At 72.0% G+C, this 20,863-nt stretch carries 16 protein-coding genes; 12 read left to right on the top strand and 4 right to left on the bottom strand.

Going from position 1 to position 20,863, the window contains the following annotated elements; all coding sequences use genetic code 11:
* Positions 1-9: 9 nt before the first annotated feature.
* Both ACFZDA_RS06560 and ACFZDA_RS06555 read right to left on the bottom strand, forming a co-directional pair.
* Positions 10-465, bottom strand: a complete 456-nt coding sequence (locus ACFZDA_RS06560) for a response regulator (protein ID WP_391075838.1) — start codon at positions 463-465, stop codon at positions 10-12.
* The gene (locus ACFZDA_RS06555; RefSeq protein WP_391075836.1) at positions 462-4,559 is read right to left on the bottom strand and encodes a HAMP domain-containing protein; all 4,098 of its coding nucleotides are present in this window, start codon (positions 4,557-4,559) and stop codon (positions 462-464) included. Before ACFZDA_RS06555 ends, ACFZDA_RS06560 begins: the two co-directional genes overlap by 4 nt.
* A 102-nt stretch (positions 4,560-4,661) precedes the next feature.
* Between ACFZDA_RS06555 and ACFZDA_RS06550 the strand changes: the two genes are divergently transcribed.
* Positions 4,662-6,836 carry a SpoIIE family protein phosphatase gene (locus ACFZDA_RS06550; protein WP_391075833.1) on the top strand — a complete coding sequence of 725 codons (2,175 nt, stop codon included), beginning with the start codon at positions 4,662-4,664 and terminating at the stop codon, positions 6,834-6,836.
* Between the two features lie 27 nt (positions 6,837-6,863).
* A complete protein-coding gene (gene hemW, locus ACFZDA_RS06545) occupies positions 6,864-8,096 on the top strand; it encodes a radical SAM family heme chaperone HemW (RefSeq protein WP_391075829.1) in 1,233 nt (410 codons plus the stop codon).
* A 28-nt stretch (positions 8,097-8,124) separates the two neighbouring features.
* Here the strand turns inward: hemW and ACFZDA_RS06540 are convergent, their stop codons facing one another.
* Complete coding sequence (locus tag ACFZDA_RS06540; protein ID WP_391075826.1) at positions 8,125-8,928, bottom strand: DUF3097 family protein; 804 nt, start codon at positions 8,926-8,928, stop codon at positions 8,125-8,127.
* 31 nt (positions 8,929-8,959) lie between these two features.
* Positions 8,960-9,691 carry an MBL fold metallo-hydrolase gene (locus ACFZDA_RS06535; RefSeq protein ID WP_391075823.1) on the bottom strand — a complete coding sequence of 244 codons (732 nt, stop codon included), beginning with the start codon at positions 9,689-9,691 and terminating at the stop codon, positions 8,960-8,962.
* Positions 9,692-9,862: 171 nt separating this feature from the next.
* On the opposite strand from ACFZDA_RS06535, the gene hrcA reads away from it, so the two are divergent.
* From hrcA to ACFZDA_RS06485, 10 genes are all read left to right on the top strand, one after another.
* Positions 9,863-10,879, top strand: coding sequence for a heat-inducible transcriptional repressor HrcA (hrcA, locus tag ACFZDA_RS06530; RefSeq protein ID WP_086563135.1), 1,017 nt, complete (start codon positions 9,863-9,865; stop codon positions 10,877-10,879).
* Positions 10,879-12,015 (top strand): molecular chaperone DnaJ, encoded by a 1,137-nt coding sequence (gene dnaJ, locus ACFZDA_RS06525; protein WP_306967031.1) that lies wholly within the window; start codon positions 10,879-10,881, stop codon positions 12,013-12,015. Before hrcA ends, dnaJ begins: the two co-directional genes overlap by 1 nt.
* A 314-nt stretch (positions 12,016-12,329) precedes the next feature.
* Positions 12,330-13,406: a nitronate monooxygenase gene (locus tag ACFZDA_RS06520; RefSeq protein ID WP_391075819.1), complete on the top strand. Its 1,077-nt coding sequence runs from the start codon at positions 12,330-12,332 to the stop codon at positions 13,404-13,406.
* Positions 13,403-14,143: a 16S rRNA (uracil(1498)-N(3))-methyltransferase gene (locus ACFZDA_RS06515; protein ID WP_391075816.1), complete on the top strand. Its 741-nt coding sequence runs from the start codon at positions 13,403-13,405 to the stop codon at positions 14,141-14,143. Before ACFZDA_RS06520 ends, ACFZDA_RS06515 begins: the two co-directional genes overlap by 4 nt.
* 17 nt (positions 14,144-14,160) lie before the next feature.
* A complete protein-coding gene (locus ACFZDA_RS06510) occupies positions 14,161-14,553 on the top strand; it encodes a VOC family protein (protein ID WP_391075812.1) in 393 nt (130 codons plus the stop codon).
* A gap of 49 nt (positions 14,554-14,602) precedes the next feature.
* Positions 14,603-15,160 (top strand): hypothetical protein, encoded by a 558-nt coding sequence (locus ACFZDA_RS06505; protein WP_391075810.1) that lies wholly within the window; start codon positions 14,603-14,605, stop codon positions 15,158-15,160.
* A gap of 45 nt (positions 15,161-15,205) precedes the next feature.
* Positions 15,206-18,442 carry a S41 family peptidase gene (locus ACFZDA_RS06500; protein ID WP_391075808.1) on the top strand — a complete coding sequence of 1,079 codons (3,237 nt, stop codon included), beginning with the start codon at positions 15,206-15,208 and terminating at the stop codon, positions 18,440-18,442.
* Between the two features lie 98 nt (positions 18,443-18,540).
* Positions 18,541-18,894, top strand: coding sequence for an HIT domain-containing protein (locus ACFZDA_RS06495; protein ID WP_391075805.1), 354 nt, complete (start codon positions 18,541-18,543; stop codon positions 18,892-18,894).
* Between the two features lie 12 nt (positions 18,895-18,906).
* Positions 18,907-19,812 (top strand): ribonuclease Z, encoded by a 906-nt coding sequence (locus ACFZDA_RS06490; protein WP_391075802.1) that lies wholly within the window; start codon positions 18,907-18,909, stop codon positions 19,810-19,812.
* A 20-nt stretch (positions 19,813-19,832) separates the two neighbouring features.
* Complete coding sequence (locus tag ACFZDA_RS06485) at positions 19,833-20,825, top strand: adenosine deaminase (RefSeq protein WP_391075799.1); 993 nt, start codon at positions 19,833-19,835, stop codon at positions 20,823-20,825.
* The last annotated feature ends 38 nt before the right edge of the window (positions 20,826-20,863 follow it).

Below are 20,863 nucleotides of genomic sequence, written 5' to 3'. Positions count from 1 at the left end.
CCCGCGCCCCTAAGGTGCTTGCTCAACCCGGCGTTTCAGGTCCTGGATCTCTGCCCGTAGGCGTTCCACCTCTCTGCCTTTGCGGTAGAGGTCCAGGAAGACGCCGACCTTTGCTCTGAGGACCCAGGGGTCGAAGGGCTTGGTCACGTAGTCGGCGGCGCCTGTCGCGTAGCCGCGGAAGGCGTAGCCCGAGTCGTCGGCCGCGCCCGTCAGGAAGATGACCGGGACGTCGCGGGTCTGGTCCAGGCGTTTGATGTGGGCGGCCGTCTCGAAGCCGTCCATGCCGGGCATGCGGACGTCGAGCAGGACCAGGGCGACGGGCTGCCGCAGCACGGCCTTCAGCGCCTCCTCGCCTGAACGGGCGCGTATCAGAGGCTCGTTGAGGGAGGCGAGGACGGCCTCCAGGGCGGTCAGGTTGTCGTCCATGTCGTCGACCAGGAGGATTCCGGCGCGTTCGGCGCTCATGACGGCCGGGCCTCCTCGGTGCCCTCCGGTTCCGGCGTGTCATCCGGGTCCAGCAGTTCGCACACGACCGTCAGCAGCCGGTCGATGTCCACCGGCTTGGGCACGTAGTCGTCGGCGCCGCGGGCGATGGACTTCTCACGGTCGCCGGGCATCGCCTTCGCGGTCAGGGCGACGATGGGCAGGTCCGCCCAGCGCGGGGTGCGGCGGATGGCGGAGATGGTCTCGTGGCCGTCCAGCTCCGGCATCATGATGTCCATCAGGACCAGTCCGACGTCCGCGCTGCGCTCCAGCATCTCGATGCCCTCGCGGCCGTTCTCCGCGTACAGCACGCTCATGCCGACGCGGCCCAGGACATGGGTGAGGGCGAAGACGTTGCGGATGTCGTCGTCGACGATCAGCACCCGCCGCCCGGCCAGGATCCGGCCCGGCCTGCCGGACGTCCACGCCTCCAGCCGGGTCGGCGAGGGCCAGGCGTCGTCCGTGTCGTACGCGGCCGGGAACGGTCCGGCGGTGGCCGGCTGGAGGGTCAGGGGCGGTCCGGACAGCTCCACGGGGGCCGGTCCGGGCGCCGTGTGACCGGGACTGACGACCGGCACGTACAGGGTGAACGTGGAGCCCTTGCCGGGTTCGCTCTCGGCGACGATCCGGCCGCCGAGCAGGCCCGCGATCTCCCGGCTGATGGACAGGCCGAGGCCGGTGCCGCCGTACTTGCGGTTGGTGGTGCCGTCGGCCTGCTGGAACGCCTCGAAGATCACCGGGAGTTTCTCCGGCGCGATGCCGATGCCGGTGTCGGACACGGTGAAGGCGATGACGTCGTCGTTGTCCCGGTGCTCGGCGTCCCGCACCCGGTCGACCCGCAGCTCGACCTTGCCCGACGCGGTGAACTTGATCGCGTTGGAGAGGAGGTTGCGCAGGATCTGCTGGAGGCGCTGCTCGTCCGAGTACATCTCGCGCGGGACGTCCTCGCCGACCGCCAGCTCGAAGGCGAGCCCCCGGTCGATGGTCAGGGGGCGGAACGTGGCGTGGACGTAGTCCAGCAGCTTGATGAGGGGGAGCCGCTTGGGGCGTACGTCCATCCGGCCGGCCTCGATCTTCGACAGGTCCAGGATGTCGTTGATCAGCTGGAGGAGGTCCGAGCCCGAGCGGTGGATCGTCGTCGCGAACTGCACTTCCTGGTCGGAGAGATGACCGTCCGGGTTGTCGGAGAGCAGCCGGGCCAGGATCAGCAGGGAGTTGAGCGGCGTGCGCAGCTCGTGCGACATGTTCGCCAGGAACTCCGACTTGTACTGCGAGGACGTGGCCAGCAGGGCGGCCTTCTCCTCCAGTTCGGCGTTGGAGCGCTGAAGTTCCCCCTGCTGCTTCTGGAGTTCGTCCGAGCGTTCCTGGAGCTGCATGGCGAGGCGCTGGGACTCGCCGAGCAGCGACTCCGTGCGGGAGTTGGCGATGATCGTGTTGATGGCGACGCCGATGGTGTTGACGAACTGGTCGAAGAAGGCCAGGTGCACGTCGGAGAAGCGGGAGAAGGAGGCGAGCTCGATGACGCCGAGGAGCTTGTCCTCGAAGAGGATCGGGATGATGACGATCGTCGTCGGGGCCGCCTCGCCGAGGCCGCTGTTGATTTTGATGTAGTCGGGCGGGGCGCCCTCGACCAGGATCCGCTTCTTCTCCCGGGCCGCCTGCGCGACCAGGCCGTGCACCGGGAGGGCGCCGGTCTCGACGGTCGCGTCCTGGGCGGCGCCGTAGCCGGCGATGAAGGCGAGCCCCCTGGTGGGAACCGTCGCTCCGGCTTCCTCCGGGTCGGCCAGGTAGAACGCGCCGTACTGGGCGTTCACCAGCGGTGTCAGCTCGCGGAGTATCAGGTCGGCGACCTCCATCAGGTCGCGGTGGCCCTGCATCAGGGAGGCGAGGCGGGCCAGGTTGGACTCCAGCCAGTCCTTCGCGCGGGTCGTCTCGCGCAGGTTGGCCACCATCAGGTTGATGTTGTCCTTCAGCTCGGCGACCTCGCCGCGGGTCTCGACCGTGATCGAGCGGGACATGTCGCCCTGGGCCACGGCGGAGGCGACCTCGGCGATCGCGCGGACCTGGGTGGTGAGGTTCGACGCCAGTTCATTGACGTTCGTCGTCAGGCGCTTCCAGGTGCCGTAGACGCCCTCGACCCTGGCCTGGCCCCCCAGTTGGCCCTCGGAGCCGACTTCGCGGGCCACGCGCGTGACCTCCGAGGCGAAGGAGGACAGCGTGTCGACCATCGTGTTGATCGTGGTCTTCAGCTCCAGGATCTCGCCGCGCGCGTCCACGTCGATCTTCCGGGACAGGTCGCCCTGCGCCACGGCCGTCGCGACCTGGGCGATGTTGCGCACCTGGGAGGTGAGGTTGTCGGCCATGGAGTTGACGTTGTCCGTCAGGTCCCGCCAGACGCCGGAGACGCCCAGCACCTGCGCCCGGCCGCCGAGCCGGCCGTCGGTGCCGACCTCGCGGGCCACCCGCGTGACCTCGTCGGCGAACGCGCGCAGCTGCTCCACCATGGTGTTGACGGTGTCCTTCAGCTCCAGGATCTCGCCGCGGGCGTCGACCGTGATCTTCTTCGACAGGTCGCCGTTGGCCACGGCCGTCGTCACCTGGGCGATGTTGCGGACCTGCGAGGTCAGGTTCAGCGCCATGAAGTTGACGTTGTCGGTGAGGTCCTTCCAGACGCCGGAGACGCCCCGGACCTGGGCCTGACCGCCGAGGTTGCCCTCGGTGCCGACCTCGCGGGCGACGCGGGTGACCTCGTCGGCGAAGGCGGAGAGCTGGTCGACCATCGTGTTGATCGTGGACTTGAGCTCCAGGATCTCGCCCTTGGCCTCCACCGTGATCTTCTTGCCGAGATCGCCCTGGGCGACGGCGGTGGAGACGAGCGCGATGTTCCGCACCTGCGAGGTGAGGTTGTCGGCCATGAAGTTGACGTTGTCGGTGAGGTCCTTCCAGACGCCGGAGACGCCCCGGACCTGGGCCCGGCCACCGAGGTTGCCCTCGGTGCCGACCTCGCGGGCGACGCGGGTGACCTCGTCGGCGAAGGCGGAGAGCTGGTCGACCATCGTGTTGATGGTCGACTTGAGTTCGAGGATCTCGCCCTGTGCGTCGACCGTGATCTTCTGGGACAGGTCGCCGTTGGCCACGGCCGTCGTCACCTGGGCGATGTTGCGGACCTGCGAGGTCAGGTTCGACGCCATGAAGTTGACGTTGTCGGTGAGGTCCTTCCAGACCCCCGACACGCCCCTGACCTGGGCCCGGCCGCCCAACTGCCCCTCGGTGCCGACCTCGCGGGCGACCCGGGTGACCTCGTCGGCGAAGGCGGAGAGCTGGTCCACCATCGTGTTCACGGTCAGCTTCAGTTCCAGCAGCTCGCCGGTCGCCTCCACCGTGACCGTGCGGGTCAGGTCGCCGCGTGCCACCGCCGTCGTGACCGCCGCGATGTCCCGCACCTGGGCCGTCAGCCGGGCCGCCATCGTGTTGACGGCCTCGGTCACGTCCCGCCAACTGCCCGACAGTCCCTGCACCTTGGCCCGGCCGCCGAGCCGTCCCTCGGTGCCGACCTCGCGCGCGACCCGCGTCACCTCGCCGGTGAACAGGGAGAGCTGGTCCACCATCTTGTTCACGGCCCGGCCGAGGCGTCGCAGGTCGCCGCGTAACTCGCGCGTGCCGTCGTGCAGATCGACCCGCTGGGTCAGATCGCCGCCGGCCACCGCGTCCAGCACGCGCGTGGCGTTCGCCGCCGGGGCGACGAGGGCGTCGAGCAGCTGGTTCACGTCGTTGACGCGGGACGTCCACAGGCCCTGTCCCGGGCTGGCCGAGAGCCGCTCGTCGAGCCGGCCGTGCCGCACCAGTTCCCGTCTGACGCGCCGCACCTCGGTGGTGAAGTGGATGTCGCGGTCCATGATCTGGTTGAAGACCGCGGTGAGTTCGGCCACCAGCCCGTGGCCGGTTTCCGGCACCTTGGTGAAGTCGCCGTCGCGTGCGGCGGTCATGGCTGCGAGCAGCGGACGCAGATCGGATGCACGAATCTGACCGTCTTCGTATCGGTCTTCGACCACAGGAGTAGCACTGTTCTCACTCATGACGGCCCACTTCGGTAACTCGGCGCTTATGGGCGTGGCCAGTCTGTCACCCTGTCGGCATCGACTGTGGCGTATTCGTACGAACTGCCCGGGGAGCTGCCCATGGGGGCCATTCCGACGCAACGGGAGACCGCTTCCCGTGCCTCAGAGGCGCCTGCGCACGCTTCGGAGACACCTGTGCCGGCGCACGAGGAGGCCGTCTCCGAGGAGTGTGCGCTGCCTTCCGAGGCACCCGCCCTCGGGTCCGACGCGCCCGTGCTCGCATCCGACGGGGCCGAGGCGCCCGCGAAGGAGCGTGCGCGGGCGTACGCGACCCTGTCCGGCAGCTCACTCGCGCCGGGCTCCGCTCGCACTCTGCTGCGCGCGGCGATCGCCGAGTGGACCGGACTCGGCCTGCCCGGCGCCGAGCACCTCACCGACCGTCTCACCGACGACGCCCTGCTCGTCGTCAGCGAACTCGTCACCAACGCCGTCGTGCACGCCGGCACCGACGTCCAGGTGGAGTGCCGGCTGGAAGGCGACGACAAGGACACGGCCGCGCTGCTCGTCGAGGTCTCCGACCACCACCCCTCCCGCGCCCCGCGCGGCGCCGAGCCGGAAGCGCCGCGGGACACCCCGGAGTACGGGCGCGGCCTGCGGCTCGTCGGCGCCCTCAGTGAGGCCTGGGGCATCACCTACCGCACAGGCCGGAAGACCGTGTGGGCGCGGTTGCCCGCCGGGGGCTGCGAGGCCGGCGATCAGATCGAGGCGTACGCCGGGGAGCACGCGCTGGCGCGCGGGCTGCGGGTGGCGGAGATCCTGGCGCCGGACCCGCCCCCCGGGCAGGAGGCCGAGGGGAGGGCATCAAGGGACGCACAGGACCCGTATGACCCCGGCGGCGGCTCGGGCGACCTGCGGGACTGGCAGGACCTGCGGGACTGGCGGGAGCGGTACGAGGACTGCGACGGACGCGACGGACGCGACGGCTCCTGGCTGGGCCGCGGGGCCCTCTCCTTCCTCGCCGAGGCCTCCGACCTCCTCGCCGGACAGCTCGACGAGGACCTGGTCGCCGCCCTCGCCGGGCAGCTGATCGTGCCCCGGCTGGCCGACTGGTGCGCGGTGTGGCTGGAGGACGAGGCCACCGCCGGCGGCTGGAGCGGCGGGGCCGGAGCGGGCGGGCCCCGGCTGGCCCGGGTCTGGCACGGCAGCGAGAACCGCATCGAGGAGCTGCGCCGGGCCCTGGAGAAGGACACCCCGCACCCCTCCGACCCGTTGCAAGCCGGGCCGTCCGACTATCCCTGGCCCGGCGAGGCGCTCGGTGACGCCCCCGGCGAGCCGGGCTCGGCCCTGGCGTACCGGCTCGTCGCCGGCGGACGCCCGCTGGGCACCCTCGTCATCGGACGGTCCGGGGCCGCCGGCTTCCCCGACGAGATCACCGGCCTGGTCGAGGACCTCAGCCGCCGGGTCGCGCTCGCCGTCGGCGCCGCCCGCCAGTACGCCCGCCAGGCCACCATCAGCGCCGTGCTCCAGCGCGGACTGCTGCCCGGCGCCGTGGCCGAGATCCCCGGCGTGCGCAGCGCCCTCGTCTACGAGCCGTACGACAAGGGCGGGCCCAGCGGCGACTTCTACGACCTGTTCCCGGCCGGCGACGGCCGCTGGTGCTTCGCCGTCGGCGACGTCCAGGGCAAGGGCCCCGAGGCCGCCGTCGTGATCGGCCTGGCCCGGCCCTGGCTGCGGCTGCTGGCCCGAGAGGGCTACCGGGTCGCCGACGTCCTCGACCGCCTCAACCAGCTCCTGCTCGACGACGCCACGGAGGCGGCGGACGCGGCGGCCCGGGCGCTGGTGGCGGCGGGCGCGCGGCCGGCCCCGCCCTGCGACGGCCCCCAGACGCGTTTCCTGTCCCTGCTGTACGGCGAACTCGTCCCCTTCGACGGCGGTGTCCGCTGCACCGTCGCCTCCGCCGGGCACCCGCTGCCCCTGCTGCTCGGGGCGGGCGGCGAGGTCCACACGGCCGCGCAGCCCCAGACGCTCCTGGGCGTCGTCGAGGACGCCACGTACACCAGCGAGACCTTCGAGCTGCGCTCCGGCGACACGCTGCTGTGCGTCACCGACGGCGTCACCGAGCGCCGCTGCGGCTCCCGCCAGTTCGACGACGGGGACGGGCTGGCGGCGGCGCTGGCCGGCTGCGCGGGGCTGGACGCGGAGCTGATAGCCGAGCGGATCAAGCGCCTGGTGCACGAGTTCGGGGCGCGGCCCCCGGCGGACGACCTGGCGCTGCTGGTGCTCCAGGCGGACTGACCGCCCGGGTGCTGGACAATGGGGGACATGCCTTCCGCACTCCCCGACGGCGAGCCCGTCCCCGACGACGGCGCGCTGCCCGCCGCCGCGCTCACCGGGGCCGCCGACCGACCGCTCGGGTTCTACCTGCACGTCCCGTACTGCGCGACCCGCTGCGGCTACTGCGACTTCAACACCTACACGGCGACCGAGCTGCGCGGCACCGGTGGTGTGCTGGCCTCGCGCGACAACTACGCCGGGACGCTGGTCGACGAGGTCCGGCTGGCGAGGAAGGTACTGGGGGACGACCCGCGGCCCGTTCGCACGGTGTTCGTGGGCGGGGGGACGCCGACTCTGCTCGACGCCGGTGACCTGGTGCGGATGCTCGCGGCCGTCCGGGACGAGTTCGGGCTCGCGCCGGACGCCGAGGTCACGACCGAGGCGAACCCGGAGTCGGTGGATCCGGCGTATCTGGCGGCCCTGCGTGAGGGGGGCTTCAACCGGATCTCCTTCGGGATGCAGAGTGCGCGGCAGCACGTGCTGAAGGTGCTGGACCGGACGCATACGCCGGGGCGGCCGGAGGCGTGTGTGGCGGAGGCTCGTGCCGCCGGGTTCGAGCATGTGAATCTCGACCTGATCTACGGCACGCCGGGGGAGTCCGACGACGACTGGCGGGCGTCGCTGGACGCGGTGCTGGGGGCCGGGCCGGACCATGTCAGCGCGTACGCCCTGATCGTCGAGGAGGGGACGCAGCTGGCTCGGCGGATCCGCCGCGGCGAGGTGCCGATGACCGACGACGATGTGCATGCCGACCGCTACCTGATCGCGGACGAGGTCCTCTCGGGCGCGGGCTTCGAGTGGTACGAGGTGTCGAACTGGGCCACGTCGTCGGCGGGACGCTGTCTGCACAACGAGCTGTACTGGCGGGGGGCCGACTGGTGGGGGGCCGGGCCGGGGGCGCACAGCCATGTGGGCGGGGTGCGGTGGTGGAACGTGAAGCATCCCGGGGCGTATGCGGGGGCGCTCGCGGCGGGGCGGTCGCCCGGGGCCGGGCGTGAGGTGCTGTCGGAGGAGGACCGGCGGGTCGAGCGGATTCTGCTGGAGTTGCGGTTGCGGGAGGGGGTGCCGTTGTCGTTGCTGCGGGAGGAGGGGCTTGCGGCATCGCGGCGGGCCTTGTCGGACGGGCTTTTGGATGGTGCTCCGTACGAGGAGGGGCGTGCGGTGCTCACGTTGCGGGGGCGGTTGCTGGCCGATGCGGTGGTTCGGGATCTCGTGGACTGAGGTGCTGCGGCGTCGGTGCCGGGTGCGGCTACGGAGCCGTCACGAAGTCGATCAGTTCTTCGACCCGGCCCAGTAGTTCCGGCTCCAGGTCCTTGTACGACCGTACGGACGAGAGGATGCGCTGCCAGGCCGCGCCCGTGTTCTCCGGCCAGCCCAGTGCCCCGCACACCCCCGTCTTCCAGTCCTGGCCGCGTGGGATCCGGGGCCACGCCTCGATGCCCAGGGACGACGGTTTCACCGCCTCCCAGATGTCGATGTAGGGGTGGCCGACGACCAGGGCGTGATCGCTCGTCACCGACTGGGCGATGCGCCACTCCTTCGAGCCGGGTACCAGGTGGTCCACCAGGACGCCCAGGCGTGCGTCCGGGCCGGGGGCGAAGGACTCCACGATCGACGGCAGGTCGTCCACGCCCTCCAGGTACTCCACGACCACGCCCTCGATGCGCAGGTCGTCGCCCCAGACCTTCTCGACCAGCTCGGCGTCGTGCCGGCCCTCGACGTAGATACGCCCGGCGCGGGCCACGCGGGCGCGGGCGCCGGGGACGGCCACCGAACCGGACGCCGTGCGGGAGGGGCGCGCGGGGCCGGCGGGCGAGGGACGGACCAGGGTCACGACCCTGCCCTCCAGGAGGAAGCCGCGCGGCTCCATGGGGAACACCCGGTGCTTGCCGAAGCGGTCCTCCAGGGTCACCGTGCCCGCCTCGCAGCGGATCACCGCCCCGCAGAAACCGGTCCCGGGCTCCTCGACCACCAGGCCCGGCTCCGCCGGAACCTCGGGGACCGGCTGCGGCTTCTTCCACGGCGGAGTCAGATCGGGCGAGTACTGGCGCATTCTGATGACGATAGGAGAAGCCGGCGGGCGGTCACGGAGACACGCCGAAACCGGCGGCCAGCGCGTCGCGCTGGGCGCGCACGAACGCCGCGTCCACCACCGCTCCGTGACCGGGCACGTACAGCGCGTCCTCGCCGCCGAGGTCGAGCAGCCGGTCCAGGGCGGCCGGCCAGTGCGACGGCACGGCGTCCGGGCCCGCCTGCGGCTCGCCGGACTCCTCGACCAGGTCGCCGCAGAAGACGACCTCCGGATCCCCCGGCACCAGCACCGCCAGGTCGTGCGCGGTGTGCCCCGGGCCCACGTTCGCCAGCAGCACCTGGCGTCCGCCGCCCAGGTCGAGGGTCCACTCGCCGGAGACCATGTGGCGGGGCGCGACCAGCCGGTCCGCGGCCTCCCGCGCGATGCTCTCCGCCAGGCCGTGGCGCACCGCGTCCGCGCGCAGCTCCTCGCGGTCCCGCAGGCGCGTCAGCAGCGCGTCCACGCCCACCGCTCCGAACACCTCCGCGTCCGTGAACTCCGCCACCCCGAAGACATGGTCGAAGTGGGGATGGGTCAGCGCGAGATGCGTCACACGGTGACCGGTGAGCGACCGCGCCTGCTCGCGCAACCGCGCGCCCTCGGCCGGGCTCGACCCCGCGTCGATCATGAGGACCGCGCCCTCACCGGCGACCAGCCCCGCCGTGCAGTCCCACACCGGGAGCCGGCACCGCCCCACCCCGTGGGCCACGCGCTCCCATCCGAGCTCTTCCCAAGTCACCGTCATACGGCGACGCTAGCGGTGACCGCCGCCCGGGGCACGACAGCACGCGACCAGCCTTGCCGGGGGTGTACCTCACCGCCGTACACTGGGCGGGGAATGCTGGCACTCGCACGCGCAGAGTGCCAGGCCCCACAGGCAGGACACCGGGCGGACGACTTCTGGAGGTGCGCGCGAATGCTCAGTGAACGCAGGCTTCAGGTGCTGCGCGCCATCGTCCAGGACTACGTCGGCACCGAGGAGCCGGTGGGCTCCAAGGCCCTCACCGAGCGGCACAACCTCGGCGTCTCGCCGGCCACCGTCCGCAACGACATGGCGGCTCTGGAGGACGAGGGGTACATCGCCCAGCCGCACACCAGCGCCGGGCGCATCCCCACCGACAAGGGCTACCGGCTCTTCGTGGACAAGCTGGCCGGCGTCAAGCCGATGACCGCGCCCGAGCGGCGCGCGATCCAGAACTTCCTCGAGGGCGCCGTCGACCTCGACGACGTCGTGGCGCGGACGGTACGGCTGCTGGCGCAGCTCACGCGCCAGGTCGCCGTCGTGCAGTACCCGTCGCTGACCCGCTCGACCGTGCGGCACGTGGAGCTGCTCGCTCTCGCGCCCGCGCGGCTGATGCTCGTGCTGATCACGGACACCGGGCGGGTCGAGCAGCGCGTGGTCGACTGCCCGGCGCCCTTCGGCGAGGCCTCGCTCGCGGATCTGCGCGCGCGGCTCAACAGCCGGGTGGCGAACCGCCGTTTCACGGATGTGCCGAGTCTGGTGGAGGATCTGCCGGAGGCGTTCGAGCACGAGGACCGGGGTACGGTCTCCACGGTGCTCTCCACACTTCTGGAGACGCTCGTCGAGGAGAACGAGGAGCGGCTGATGATCGGCGGCACCGCCAACCTGACCCGCTTCGGGCATGACTTTCCCCTCACGATCCGGCCGGTGCTGGAGGCGCTTGAGGAGCAGGTGGTGCTCCTCAAGCTGCTCGGCGAGGCGCAGGATCCGGGCGTGACCGTACGGATCGGTCATGAGAACGCCCACGAAGGACTCAACTCCACGTCCGTCGTGTCGGTCGGCTACGGTTCGGGCGGCGAGGCTGTCGCCAAGCTCGGCGTGGTCGGACCGACCCGCATGGACTACCCGGGAACGATGGGAGCGGTACGCGCAGTGGCACGGTACGTCGGACAGATCCTGGCGGAGTCGTAGTGGCCACGGACTACTACGCCGTACTCGGCGTGCGCCGCGACGCGTCGCAGGAAGAGATCAAGAAGGCCTTCCGGCGGCTCGCGCGCGAGCTGCATCCGGACGTCAACCCCGATCCGAAGACCCAGGAGCGGTTCAAGGAGATCAACGCCGCTTACGAGGTGCTGTCGGACCCGCAGAAGAAGCAGGTCTACGACCTCGGCGGCGACCCGCTCTCGCAGGCCGGAGGCGGCGGAGCGGGCGGCTTCGGAGCCGGTGGCTTCGGGAACTTCTCCGACATCATGGACGCGTTCTTCGGCACGGCGTCGCAGCGCGGTCCGCGCTCGCGCACCCGCCGCGGCCAGGACGCGATGATCCGCATCGAGGTGGAACTCGACGAGGCGGCCTTCGGCACGACGAAGGACATCCAGGTCGACACGGCGGTCGTCTGCAACACCTGTAACGGTGAGGGCGCGGCGCCGGGGACCTCCGCACAGACGTGTGACATGTGCCGCGGCCGCGGTGAGGTGTCCCAGGTCACGCGGTCCTTCCTCGGCCAGGTCATGACGTCGCGGCCCTGCCCCCAGTGCCAGGGCTTCGGCACGGTGGTGCCCACGCCGTGCCCCGAGTGCGCGGGCGACGGGCGTGTGCGGTCCCGCCGTACGCTCACGGTCAAGATCCCGGCCGGTGTCGACAACGGCACGCGGATCCAGCTCGCCGGCGAGGGCGAGGTCGGGCCGGGCGGCGGTCCCGCGGGCGACCTGTACGTCGAGATCCACGAACTGCCCCACTCGCAGTTCCAGCGGCGCGGCGACGACCTGCACTGCACGGTCACGCTCCCGATGACCGCGGCGGCCCTCGGCACGAAGGTGCCACTGGAGACGCTCGACGGCCTGGAGGAGGTCGACATCCGCCCCGGCACCCAGTCCGGCCAGTCGATCCCGCTGCACGGCCGCGGTGTCACGCATCTGCGGGGCGGCGGACGCGGTGACCTCATCGTCCACGTCGAGGTCCAGACCCCGACCAAGCTCGACCCCGAGCAGGAGCGCCTGCTGCGCGAGCTCTCCAAGCTGCGCGGCGAGGAACGGCCGACGGGCCAGTTCCAGCCGGGGCAGCAAGGGCTGTTCTCGCGGTTGAAGGATGCGTTCAACGGGCGCTGACGTCGGCGGTCCGGGGCTGCTGGGGGTCCGGGGGTCGGCCTCCGGGCAGGCACAGTCAGGGGCTGTTCTCGCGGTTGAAGGACGCGTTCAACGGGCGCTGACGTCGGCGGTCCGGGGGCTGCTGGGGGTCCGGGGGTCGGCCCCCGGGCAGGCACAGTCAGCCGGGGCAGCGGGGGCTGTTCTCGCGGTTGAAGGATGCGTTCAACGGGCGCTGACGCCGGCTCCTCAGGGGCCGGCGGGTGGCGTTTCCTCTGGTCTATGCCACGCGGCAGGGCGGTTTCGGAGTAGTCCGGAGGACGTGACAACATGCGGTCATGTCCTCCGCGCTGACCGATCTCTTCCCGCACCCGATCGTGCAGGCCCCCATGGCGGGCGGCGTCTCCGTGCCGAAGCTCGCCGCCGCCGTGTGCGAGGCGGGCGGACTCGGGTTCCTCGCCGCCGGGTACAAGACCGCCGACGGGATGTACCAGGAGATCAAGCAGCTGAGGAGCCTCACCGGCAGGCCCTTCGGTGTGAATCTCTTCATGCCGCAGCCGGAGTACGCCGACCCCGCCGCCGTCGACGTCTACGCCCACCAGCTGGCCGGCGAGGCCTCCTGGTACGAGGCCGAGCTCGGCGACCCCGACAGCGGCCGTGACGACGGCTACGAGACCAAGCTCGCGGTCCTGCGCGACAACCCCGTACCGGTGGTGTCGTTCCACTTCGGCACGCCGAGCCGGGAGGTCGTCGACCTCCTGCACCGGGTCGGCACCTTCGTCCTGGTCACCGCCACCACTCCCGACGAGGCCCGGGCCGTGGAGCGGGCGGGCGCGGACGCGGTCATCGCGCAGGGCGTCGAGGCGGGCGGTCACCAGGGCACGCACCGGGACATCCCCGAAACGGACGGTTGCGGTATCGGGCTGCTGTCACTGGTCGCCCAGATCCGGGAGACCGTGAGCATCCCGGTCATCGCCGCCGGCGGCATCATGCGCGGCGGCCAGATCGCCGCGGTCCTCGCCGCGGGCGCGAGCGCCGCCCAGCTCGGCACGGCGTTCCTCGCCACCGCCGAGTCGGGTGCGCACGCCCTGCACAAGCAGGCGCTGACCAACCCCTTGTTCGTCCGTACGGAGTTGACCCGCGCCTTCTCCGGGCGCCCGGCGCGCGGCCTGGTCAACCGGTTCCTGCGCGAGCACGGCCCGTACGCGCCCGCCGCCTATCCCGAGATCCACCACCTCACCTCGCCGCTGCGCAAGGCCGCCGCCAAGGCGGGGGACGCGCAGGGCATGGCGCTGTGGGCCGGGCAGGGCTACCGGATGGCGCGGGAGCTGCCCGCCGGGCAGCTCGTGGAGGTGCTGGCCGGTGAACTCGCCGCGGCGCGGTCGGCGTTGTGGGGCGGAGGCGGGGTGCGATGACGGCACCGGTGTTCGTGGTCGAGCACTTCGACGCGGCCGGAGGCGGCCGCTTCGTCCTCGACGGCCCGGAGGGACGGCACGCCGTGTCCGTGAAGCGCCTTCGGCCCGGCGAGGACGTCGTCCTCACGGACGGCGCCGGGCGCTGGGCGGACGGTGTCGTGCTCGACACCGAGGGCAAGGACCGGCTGATCGTCCGGCTGGACACGGTGACGGAGGAACCGCCGGAGCAGCTCCGGGTGACCGTCGTCCAGGCGCTGCCCAAGGGCGACCGCGGGGAACTGGCCGTCGAGACGATGACGGAGGTCGGCGTCGACGCGATCGTGCCGTGGGCGGCGGCGCGCTGCATCACGCAGTGGAAGGGCGACCGCGGGCTGAAGGCGCTGGGCAAGTGGCGGGCGACGGCCCGGGAGGCGGGCAAGCAGTCCCGCCGGGTGCGCTTCCCGCAGGTCGCGGAGGCGGCGACGACCAAGCAGGTCGCCGCGCTGCTGGCCGGTGCCGACTTCGCCGCGGTGCTGCACGAGAGCGGGGACGAGGCGCTGGCGACGGCCGAACTGCCGTCGTCCGGTGAGATCGTGCTCGTCGTGGGGCCCGAAGGGGGCGTGGCGCCGGAGGAGTTGGCGCTGTTCGCGCAGGCGGGGGGCAAGGCGTATCGCCTCGGGCGCAGTGTGCTGCGCACATCGACTGCCGGGACGGCGGCCGCGGCCGTGCTCCTGGCCCGCACCGGCCGCTGGGCCTGACCCTTCTCGGAGGCACCGTGGAACTCGCACAGGTACGACTGCTCGTGACCGACTTCGCCACCTGCTACCACTTCTACGGCGAGGTCCTCGGCCTCAAGCCGCAGTCGGGAGCCGTGGACGGGCCGTACGAGAAGTTCAGCCCCGCGATGGGCTCCGCGGGGATCGCGCTGCAGGACCGCTCGATGATGGCCGAGGTCCTGGACGAGTTGGGCGCCACGGCGAACGGCCACCGCTCCCTGGTCGTGCTGCGTGTCGACGCCCTGGACGCGTACTGCGAGGAGATCACGATGCGCGGCGCCACGATCCTCCACGGCCCCACCCACCTGACCGACCGCCTGCGCGTCGCCCATCTCAAGGACCCGGAGGGCAACTTGGTGGAGCTGCAGGAGTGGTTGTTGCTCCGCGGCTGACGCCTTTGCGCCCTACCGCGCGGCTCCCGACGGTGGCAGGCTCCTCTCCATGGGGGCACTGAGGAGGATCTGGCGAGGGCCGCGCAACCGTGCGGTGGCGGTCGCGGTGACCTGCGCGGTGGCTGCCGTCGGCGGCGTGGTCGCGTGTGAACCCGGCGGCGGGATCAGTTCCGCCTCCGTCGCCTACACCACCGACGAGACCGTCACCAAGGAGCTCAACCGGCAGAAGGCCGACGTGCGTTGGCTGACGTGCACCGCCTCCTACGGGGACTCGGGAAAAGGCGGGAAGCCGTCGCCCTCGGCGAGTGAGAAGACCGTGGTCACCGTCGACTGCGAGGGGGAGACGAAGGACGGGAAGGACATCACCGTCGACGGCAGGATCACGCACGCGGTGGACGGCGCCTGTGTGCGCGGGAACATCACCGCCAAGGTGGACGGCAAGGTGTGGTTCCAGGTCGACGGGCTCGGCGACTGCGACTCCACCAGTCCGCCGCCCGTGGGAGGCGGGCCCTCGAACGGGCAGCCCGGTGCCACCGTCACCGTGACCGTCACGCAGACCATCTGGTGCGACCGGTACCCGGACTGCCGTCCTGTCGAGGGCAAGTGATCCGAACCCTGTCCGCACGGCGCCCTCCCTGCATAGGGTGATCGGGTGACTCAGTCCGCATCGCCTGCTTACCTCCGCTTCCCGCACGTGCACGGTGACCTGGTCGCCTTCACCGCCGAGGACGACGTGTGGCTCGCTCCTCTCGACGGCGGACGGGCCTGGCGGGTCAGCGCCGAGAACGTGCCGGTGACCCTGCCCCGTATCTCACCCGACGGCACCACGGTCGCCTGGACCTCCACCCGCGACGGCGCCCCCGAGGTGCACATCGCCCCGGTCGACGGCGGCCCCGCCAAGCGCCTGACGTACTGGGGCAGTCCGAAGACCCAGGTGCGCGGCTGGACCCCGGACGGCGAGGTCCTCGCGATCAGCTCCCACGGCCAGGCGAGCCTGCGCCGCACCTGGGCGCGTGCCGTCCCGCTCGACGGCGGTCCGGCCACCACCCTGCCGTACGGGCCGGTCGGTGACATCGCCTTCGGGCCGAGCGTCGTCCTGCTGTCCGCGCCCATGGGGCGCGAGGCCGCCTGGTGGAAGCGGTACCGGGGCGGCACGGCGGGCAAGCTGTGGATCGACCCGGACGGCGACGGGGAGTTCGTCCGGCTGCACGAGGACCTCGACGGGAACATCGAGTACCCGCTCTGGGTAAGGGAGCGCGTGGCCTTTCTCTCCGACCACGAGGGCACCGGCGCGCTGTACTCCTCGCTCGCCGACGGGTCCGACCTGCGCCGGCACACCCCGCTCGGGGGCACCTCCCGCTCCGGCGAAGTCGGGAGTGGGGGAGGTTTCTACGCCCGGCACGCCGCGACCGACGGCGCCCGTGTCGTCTACTCCAGCGCCGGTGAGCTGTGGGTGCTGGACGACCTGGACGGGGCCGAGCCGCGGCGGCTGGACGTGCGGCTGGGCGGACAGCGCGTCGATCTCCAGCCGTTCCCGGTGAACGCGTCCCGGTGGTTCGGATCGGCGTCCCCGGACCATACCGCGCGCGGCAGCGCCGTGTCCGTACGCGGCTGCGTCCACTGGGTCACCCACCGCTCCGGCCCGGCCCGCGCCCTGGCCGCGACGCCCGGCGTACGGGCCCGGCTGCCGCGGACGTTCCGCGCGGACGGCGAGGAGTGGGTGGTGTGGGTGACGGACGCCGAGGGCGACGACGCCCTGGAGTTCGCGCCCGCCACCGGCCTCGCCCCGGGGGCGACACCGCGCCGGCTCGCCGCCGGGCAGCTCGGCAGGGTGCTGGACCTCGCCATGGCCCCGGACGGCAGCCGCGCGGCCGTGGCCTCCCACGACGGTCGCCTGCTGCTCGTCGAGAGGGAGACGGGCGAGGTGCGGGAGGTGGACCGCAGCGAGGACGGCGATGTGTCCGGGCTCGTCTTCTCGCCCGACTCGGCCTGGCTCGCCTGGTCCCACCCCGGGCCGCGCCCCCTGTCGCACCTGAAGCTCGCCAACACCACCGACCTGTCGGTCACCGAGGCGACCCCGCTGCGCTTCCAGGACTACGCGCCGGCGTTCACGGTGGACGGCAAGCACCTCGCGTTCCTGTCGACCCGCTCCTTCGACCCGGTCTACGACGAGCACGTCTTCGACCTGGCCTTCGTGGAGGGTGCCCGGCCGCATCTGATCACCCTCGCGGCCACCACACCCTCCCCGTTCGGGCCGCAGCGGCACGGCCGGTCCTTCGAGACGCCCGACCGCGAGGAGACCCCCGACAGCGAGGGCACCCCCACCACCCGCATCGATCTCGAAGGCCTCGCCGACCGCATCGTGCCCTTCCCGGTCGAGGCCGCCCGCTACTCCAACCTCCGTGCCGCCAAGGACGGCGTCCTGTGGCTGCGCCACCCGGTCGCCGGTGTGCTCGGCGCCTCCCGGGCCACCCCGGACGACCCCGAGCCCAAGTCCGAGCTGGAGCGGTACGACCTCGCCCAGCAGCGCGTCGAGCATCTCGCCGTCGACGCCGACCACTTCGAGGTCAGCGGCGACGGCAAGCGGGTGCTGCTGTGGACCGACGGACGGCTGAAGGTCGTCCCCAGCGACCGGCGCGCCTCCGGCGACGACGACAGCGACACCAACATCACCGTCGACCTGGGGCGCGTACGCCAGTTCGTCGACCCGGCCGCCGAGTGGCGGCAGATGTTCGACGAGAACGGCCGCATCATGCGCGACCACTTCTGGCGGCCGGACATGAGCGGCGTCGACTGGGCCGGCGTCCTCGACCGCTACCGGCCGGTCGTGGACCGGCTCGCCACCCACGACGACCTGGTCGACCTGCTGTGGGAGGTGCAGGGCGAACTCGGCACCTCGCACGCCTACGTCACCCCGCGCGGCGGCTTCGGCTCAGGCCCCCGCCAGGGTCTGCTCGGCGCCGACATCTCCCGCCACGAGGACGGCAGTTGGCGCGTCGACCGCATCCTGCCCTCCGAGACCTCCGACCCCGACGCCCGCAGCCCGCTGGCCGCCCCCGGCGTCGCCGTACGCCCCGGGGACGCGATCCTCGCCATCGCCGGACAGCCGGTCGACCCGGTGACCGGCCCCGGGCCGCTGCTGATCGGCACGGCGGGCAAGCCGGTGGAGCTGACCATCTCCCCGTCCGGCGGTGGCGACCCGCGGCACGCCGTCGTCGTCCCGGTCGCCGACGAGGAGCCGCTGCGCTACCACGCCTGGGTCGCCGACCGGCGCGCCTACGTCCACGAGAAGTCCGCCGGCCGCCTCGGCTACCTCCACGTCCCGGACATGCAGGCGCCCGGCTGGGCCCAGATCCACCGCGACCTGCGTGTCGAGGTGGCCCGCGAGGGCCTGGTCGTCGACGTCCGGGAGAACCGCGGCGGCCACACCTCCCAGCTGGTCGTCGAGAAACTCGCCCGCCGCGTCGTCGGCTGGGCCGTCCCGCGCGGCATGCGCCCCTACAGCTACCCCGAGGACGCCCCCCGCGGCCCCGTCGTGGCCATCGCCAACGAGTTCTCCGGCTCGGACGGCGACATCGTCAACGCCGCGATCAAGGCCCTGGGCCTCGGCCCGGTGGTCGGCACCCGCACCTGGGGCGGCGTCATCGGCATCGACAGCCGCTACCGCCTGGTCGACGGCACCCTGGTCACCCAGCCCAAGTACGCCTTCTGGCTGGAGGGCTACGAGTGGGGGGTGGAGAACCACGGGGTGGACCCCGACGTGGAGGTCCTCCAGCGCCCCCAGGACTACGCGGCGGGCAGGGACCCCCAACTGGACGAGGCCATCCGTTTGGCGCTCGAAAGCCTGGAGACGGCACCGGCAAAAACGCCTCCGGGCCTGCCGACTTAAGGGGCGCGAAGAACTACGGGACCAGCCCCGACGAACCCGCACGCGACGACGATACGATGCCAGGCACGACCACATTTCGGCTGACTCCCGGAGGGAACATGGCAGGGGAACCCCAAGACGACTGCCTCTTCTGCAAGATCGTCGCGGGGACGATCCCGGCGACGATCGTCCGCCAGACGGAAACGACCGTCGCGTTCCGCGACATAAACCCCCAGGCCCCCACCCATGTCCTGATCATCCCCAAGGCGCACTACGAGAACGCCGCCGCCCTCGCCACCGCCGACCCGGCCCTCACCGCGGACGTGCTCCGCGAGGCCCAGGCCGTCGCAGACGAGGAAAAGCTGGACAGCTACCGCCTCGTCTTCAACACCGGCGGCGGCGCCGGCCAGACGGTCTGGCACGTGCACGGCCACGTGCTCGGCGGCCGAGGCCTCGACTGGCCCCCCGGATAACGGGACAACGCCTTGTCCGTACGCGAACTCGTGGTGCTCGGCACCGCCAGCCAGGTCCCGACCCGCCACCGCAACCACAACGGCTACCTGCTCCGCTGGGACGGCGAGGGCATCCTGTTCGACCCCGGCGAGGGCACCCAGCGCCAGATGGTGCGGGCCGGGGTCGCCGCGCACGACCTGAACCGGATCTGCGTCACGCACTTCCACGGCGACCACGCGCTCGGTCTGCCCGGGGTCATCCAGCGCATCAACCTCGACCAGGTGCCGCACGAGATCACCGCCCACTACCCGAAGTCCGGGCAGCGTTTCTACGAGCGGCTCCACTTCGCCACGCCCTTCCGCGCGAGCGTCTTCCTCACCGAGGCCCCGGCCGACGGGGACGGCGTCCTCGCGGTCACGCCGTCGTACACGCTGGACACCCGCAGGCTGTCGCACTCGATCGAGTCGTACGGCTACCGGATCACCGAGCACGACGGCCGCCGGATGCTTCCCGAGCGGCTCGCCGCGCACGGCATCAAGGGACCGGACGTCGGCCGGATCCAGCGCGAGGGCTCGCTCGGCGGGGTCTCGCTCGACGACGTCAGCGAGGCGCGGCGTGGGCAGCGGTTCGCGTTCGTCATGGACACCCGGCTGTGCGAGGGGGTGTACGCGCTCGCCGAGGGCTGCGACATGCTCGTCATCGAGTCGACCTTCCTCGACGAGGACGAGCAACTCGCCGTGGAGCACGGGCACCTGACGGCAGGTCAGGCGGCCCGGGTGGCCCGGGACGGCGGTGTGCGGCACCTGGTGCTGACCCACTTCAGCCAGCGCTACACCGACCCGGACGAGTTCGAGCGGCAGGCGCGGGCGGCGGGGTACGAGGGGGAGCTGACCGTGGCGCACGATCTGCTGCGAGTGCCGGTTCCGAAGCGTCGGTGAAACGCCCGTACGATGAGTTGATGTCCCTCCCCAAAGCCGAACTGCACCTTCATATCGAAGGCACCCTGGAACCCGAACTCGCCTTCGAGCTCGCCGCGCGCAACGGCGTCACCCTGCCGTACGCGGACACGGACGAGCTGCGCGAGGCGTACCGGTTCGAGGACCTCCAGTCGTTCCTGAACCTGTACTACGAGCTCATGGCCGTCCTGCGCACCGAGCGGGACTTCGAGGACCTCGCGAACGCCTACCTCGCACGCGCCGCCGCCCAGGGTGTGCGGCACGCGGAGATCTTCTTCGACCCGCAGGCCCACACCAGCCGCGGCCTGGAGCTCGGCACGGTCGTCGAGGGTCTGTGGCGGGCGCTCGGCGACAGCGCGTCACGGCACGGCGTCTCGACCCGGCTGATCATGTGCTTCCTGCGCGACGAGTCCGCCGAGTCGGCCCTGGCCACCCTGGACGCGGCCAAGCCGTACCTGGACCGGATCACCGGCGTCGGCCTCGACTCGGCCGAGGTCGGGCATCCGCCGGCGAAGTTCCGCGAGGTGTACGAGGCCGCCGCCGCGCTCGGGCTGCGGCGGGTCGCCCACGCCGGCGAGGAGGGGCCGCCGGAGTACATCACCGAGGCCCTGGACGTCCTCGGCGTCGAGCGGGTCGACCACGGGCTGCGCTGTGTGGAGGACCCGGCTCTGGTGGAGCGGCTGGTGCGGGAGCGGGTGCCGCTGACGCTGTGTCCCCTGTCGAACGTCCGGCTGCGCACCGTCGACACCCTCGCCGGCCATCCGCTGCCCGCCATGCTGGACGCCGGGCTGATGTGCACGGTGCACTCGGACGATCCGGCTTACTTCGGCGGGTACGCCGGTGACAACTTCGACGCCGTGCGCGACACCCTGGGTCTGGGCGAGGAGCGGCTGCGCGAGCTCGCCCGCAACTCCTTCCTCGCCTCGTTCCTGGAGGACGACGAGGAGCTGCGGGCGCGGTATCTCGCCGAGGTGGAGGCCTACGAGTTCCGCTGAGGAACCCGCAGCCGCAGAAGGCCCCCCGGCCTCAGAGG

Origin of the sequence: Streptomyces sp. NPDC007991, assembly GCF_042958445.1 — a bacterium.
Taxonomy (GTDB): domain Bacteria; phylum Actinomycetota; class Actinomycetes; order Streptomycetales; family Streptomycetaceae; genus Streptomyces.
The sequence above is the reverse complement of the archived record's forward strand: the minus strand, read 5'-3'. Positions and strand labels throughout refer to the sequence as shown.

What these genes read in the sequence shown, in the direction of transcription:
- ACFZDA_RS06560 (WP_391075838.1), bottom strand. Translation starts at nt 465, where the DNA reads ATGAGCGCCGAACGCGCCGGAATCCTCCTGGTCGACGACATGGACGAC.
- ACFZDA_RS06555 (WP_391075836.1), bottom strand. Translation starts at nt 4,559, where the DNA reads ATGAGTGAGAACAGTGCTACTCCTGTGGTCGAAGACCGATACGAAGAC.
- ACFZDA_RS06550 (WP_391075833.1), top strand. Translation starts at nt 4,662, where the DNA reads ATGGGGGCCATTCCGACGCAACGGGAGACCGCTTCCCGTGCCTCAGAG.
- hemW (WP_391075829.1), top strand. Translation starts at nt 6,864, where the DNA reads ATGCCTTCCGCACTCCCCGACGGCGAGCCCGTCCCCGACGACGGCGCG.
- ACFZDA_RS06540 (WP_391075826.1), bottom strand. Translation starts at nt 8,928, where the DNA reads ATGCGCCAGTACTCGCCCGATCTGACTCCGCCGTGGAAGAAGCCGCAG.
- ACFZDA_RS06535 (WP_391075823.1), bottom strand. Translation starts at nt 9,691, where the DNA reads ATGACGGTGACTTGGGAAGAGCTCGGATGGGAGCGCGTGGCCCACGGG.
- hrcA (WP_086563135.1), top strand. Translation starts at nt 9,863, where the DNA reads ATGCTCAGTGAACGCAGGCTTCAGGTGCTGCGCGCCATCGTCCAGGAC.
- ACFZDA_RS06520 (WP_391075819.1), top strand. Translation starts at nt 12,330, where the DNA reads ATGTCCTCCGCGCTGACCGATCTCTTCCCGCACCCGATCGTGCAGGCC.
- ACFZDA_RS06515 (WP_391075816.1), top strand. Translation starts at nt 13,403, where the DNA reads ATGACGGCACCGGTGTTCGTGGTCGAGCACTTCGACGCGGCCGGAGGC.
- ACFZDA_RS06505 (WP_391075810.1), top strand. Translation starts at nt 14,603, where the DNA reads ATGGGGGCACTGAGGAGGATCTGGCGAGGGCCGCGCAACCGTGCGGTG.
- ACFZDA_RS06495 (WP_391075805.1), top strand. Translation starts at nt 18,541, where the DNA reads ATGGCAGGGGAACCCCAAGACGACTGCCTCTTCTGCAAGATCGTCGCG.
- ACFZDA_RS06485 (WP_391075799.1), top strand. Translation starts at nt 19,833, where the DNA reads ATGTCCCTCCCCAAAGCCGAACTGCACCTTCATATCGAAGGCACCCTG.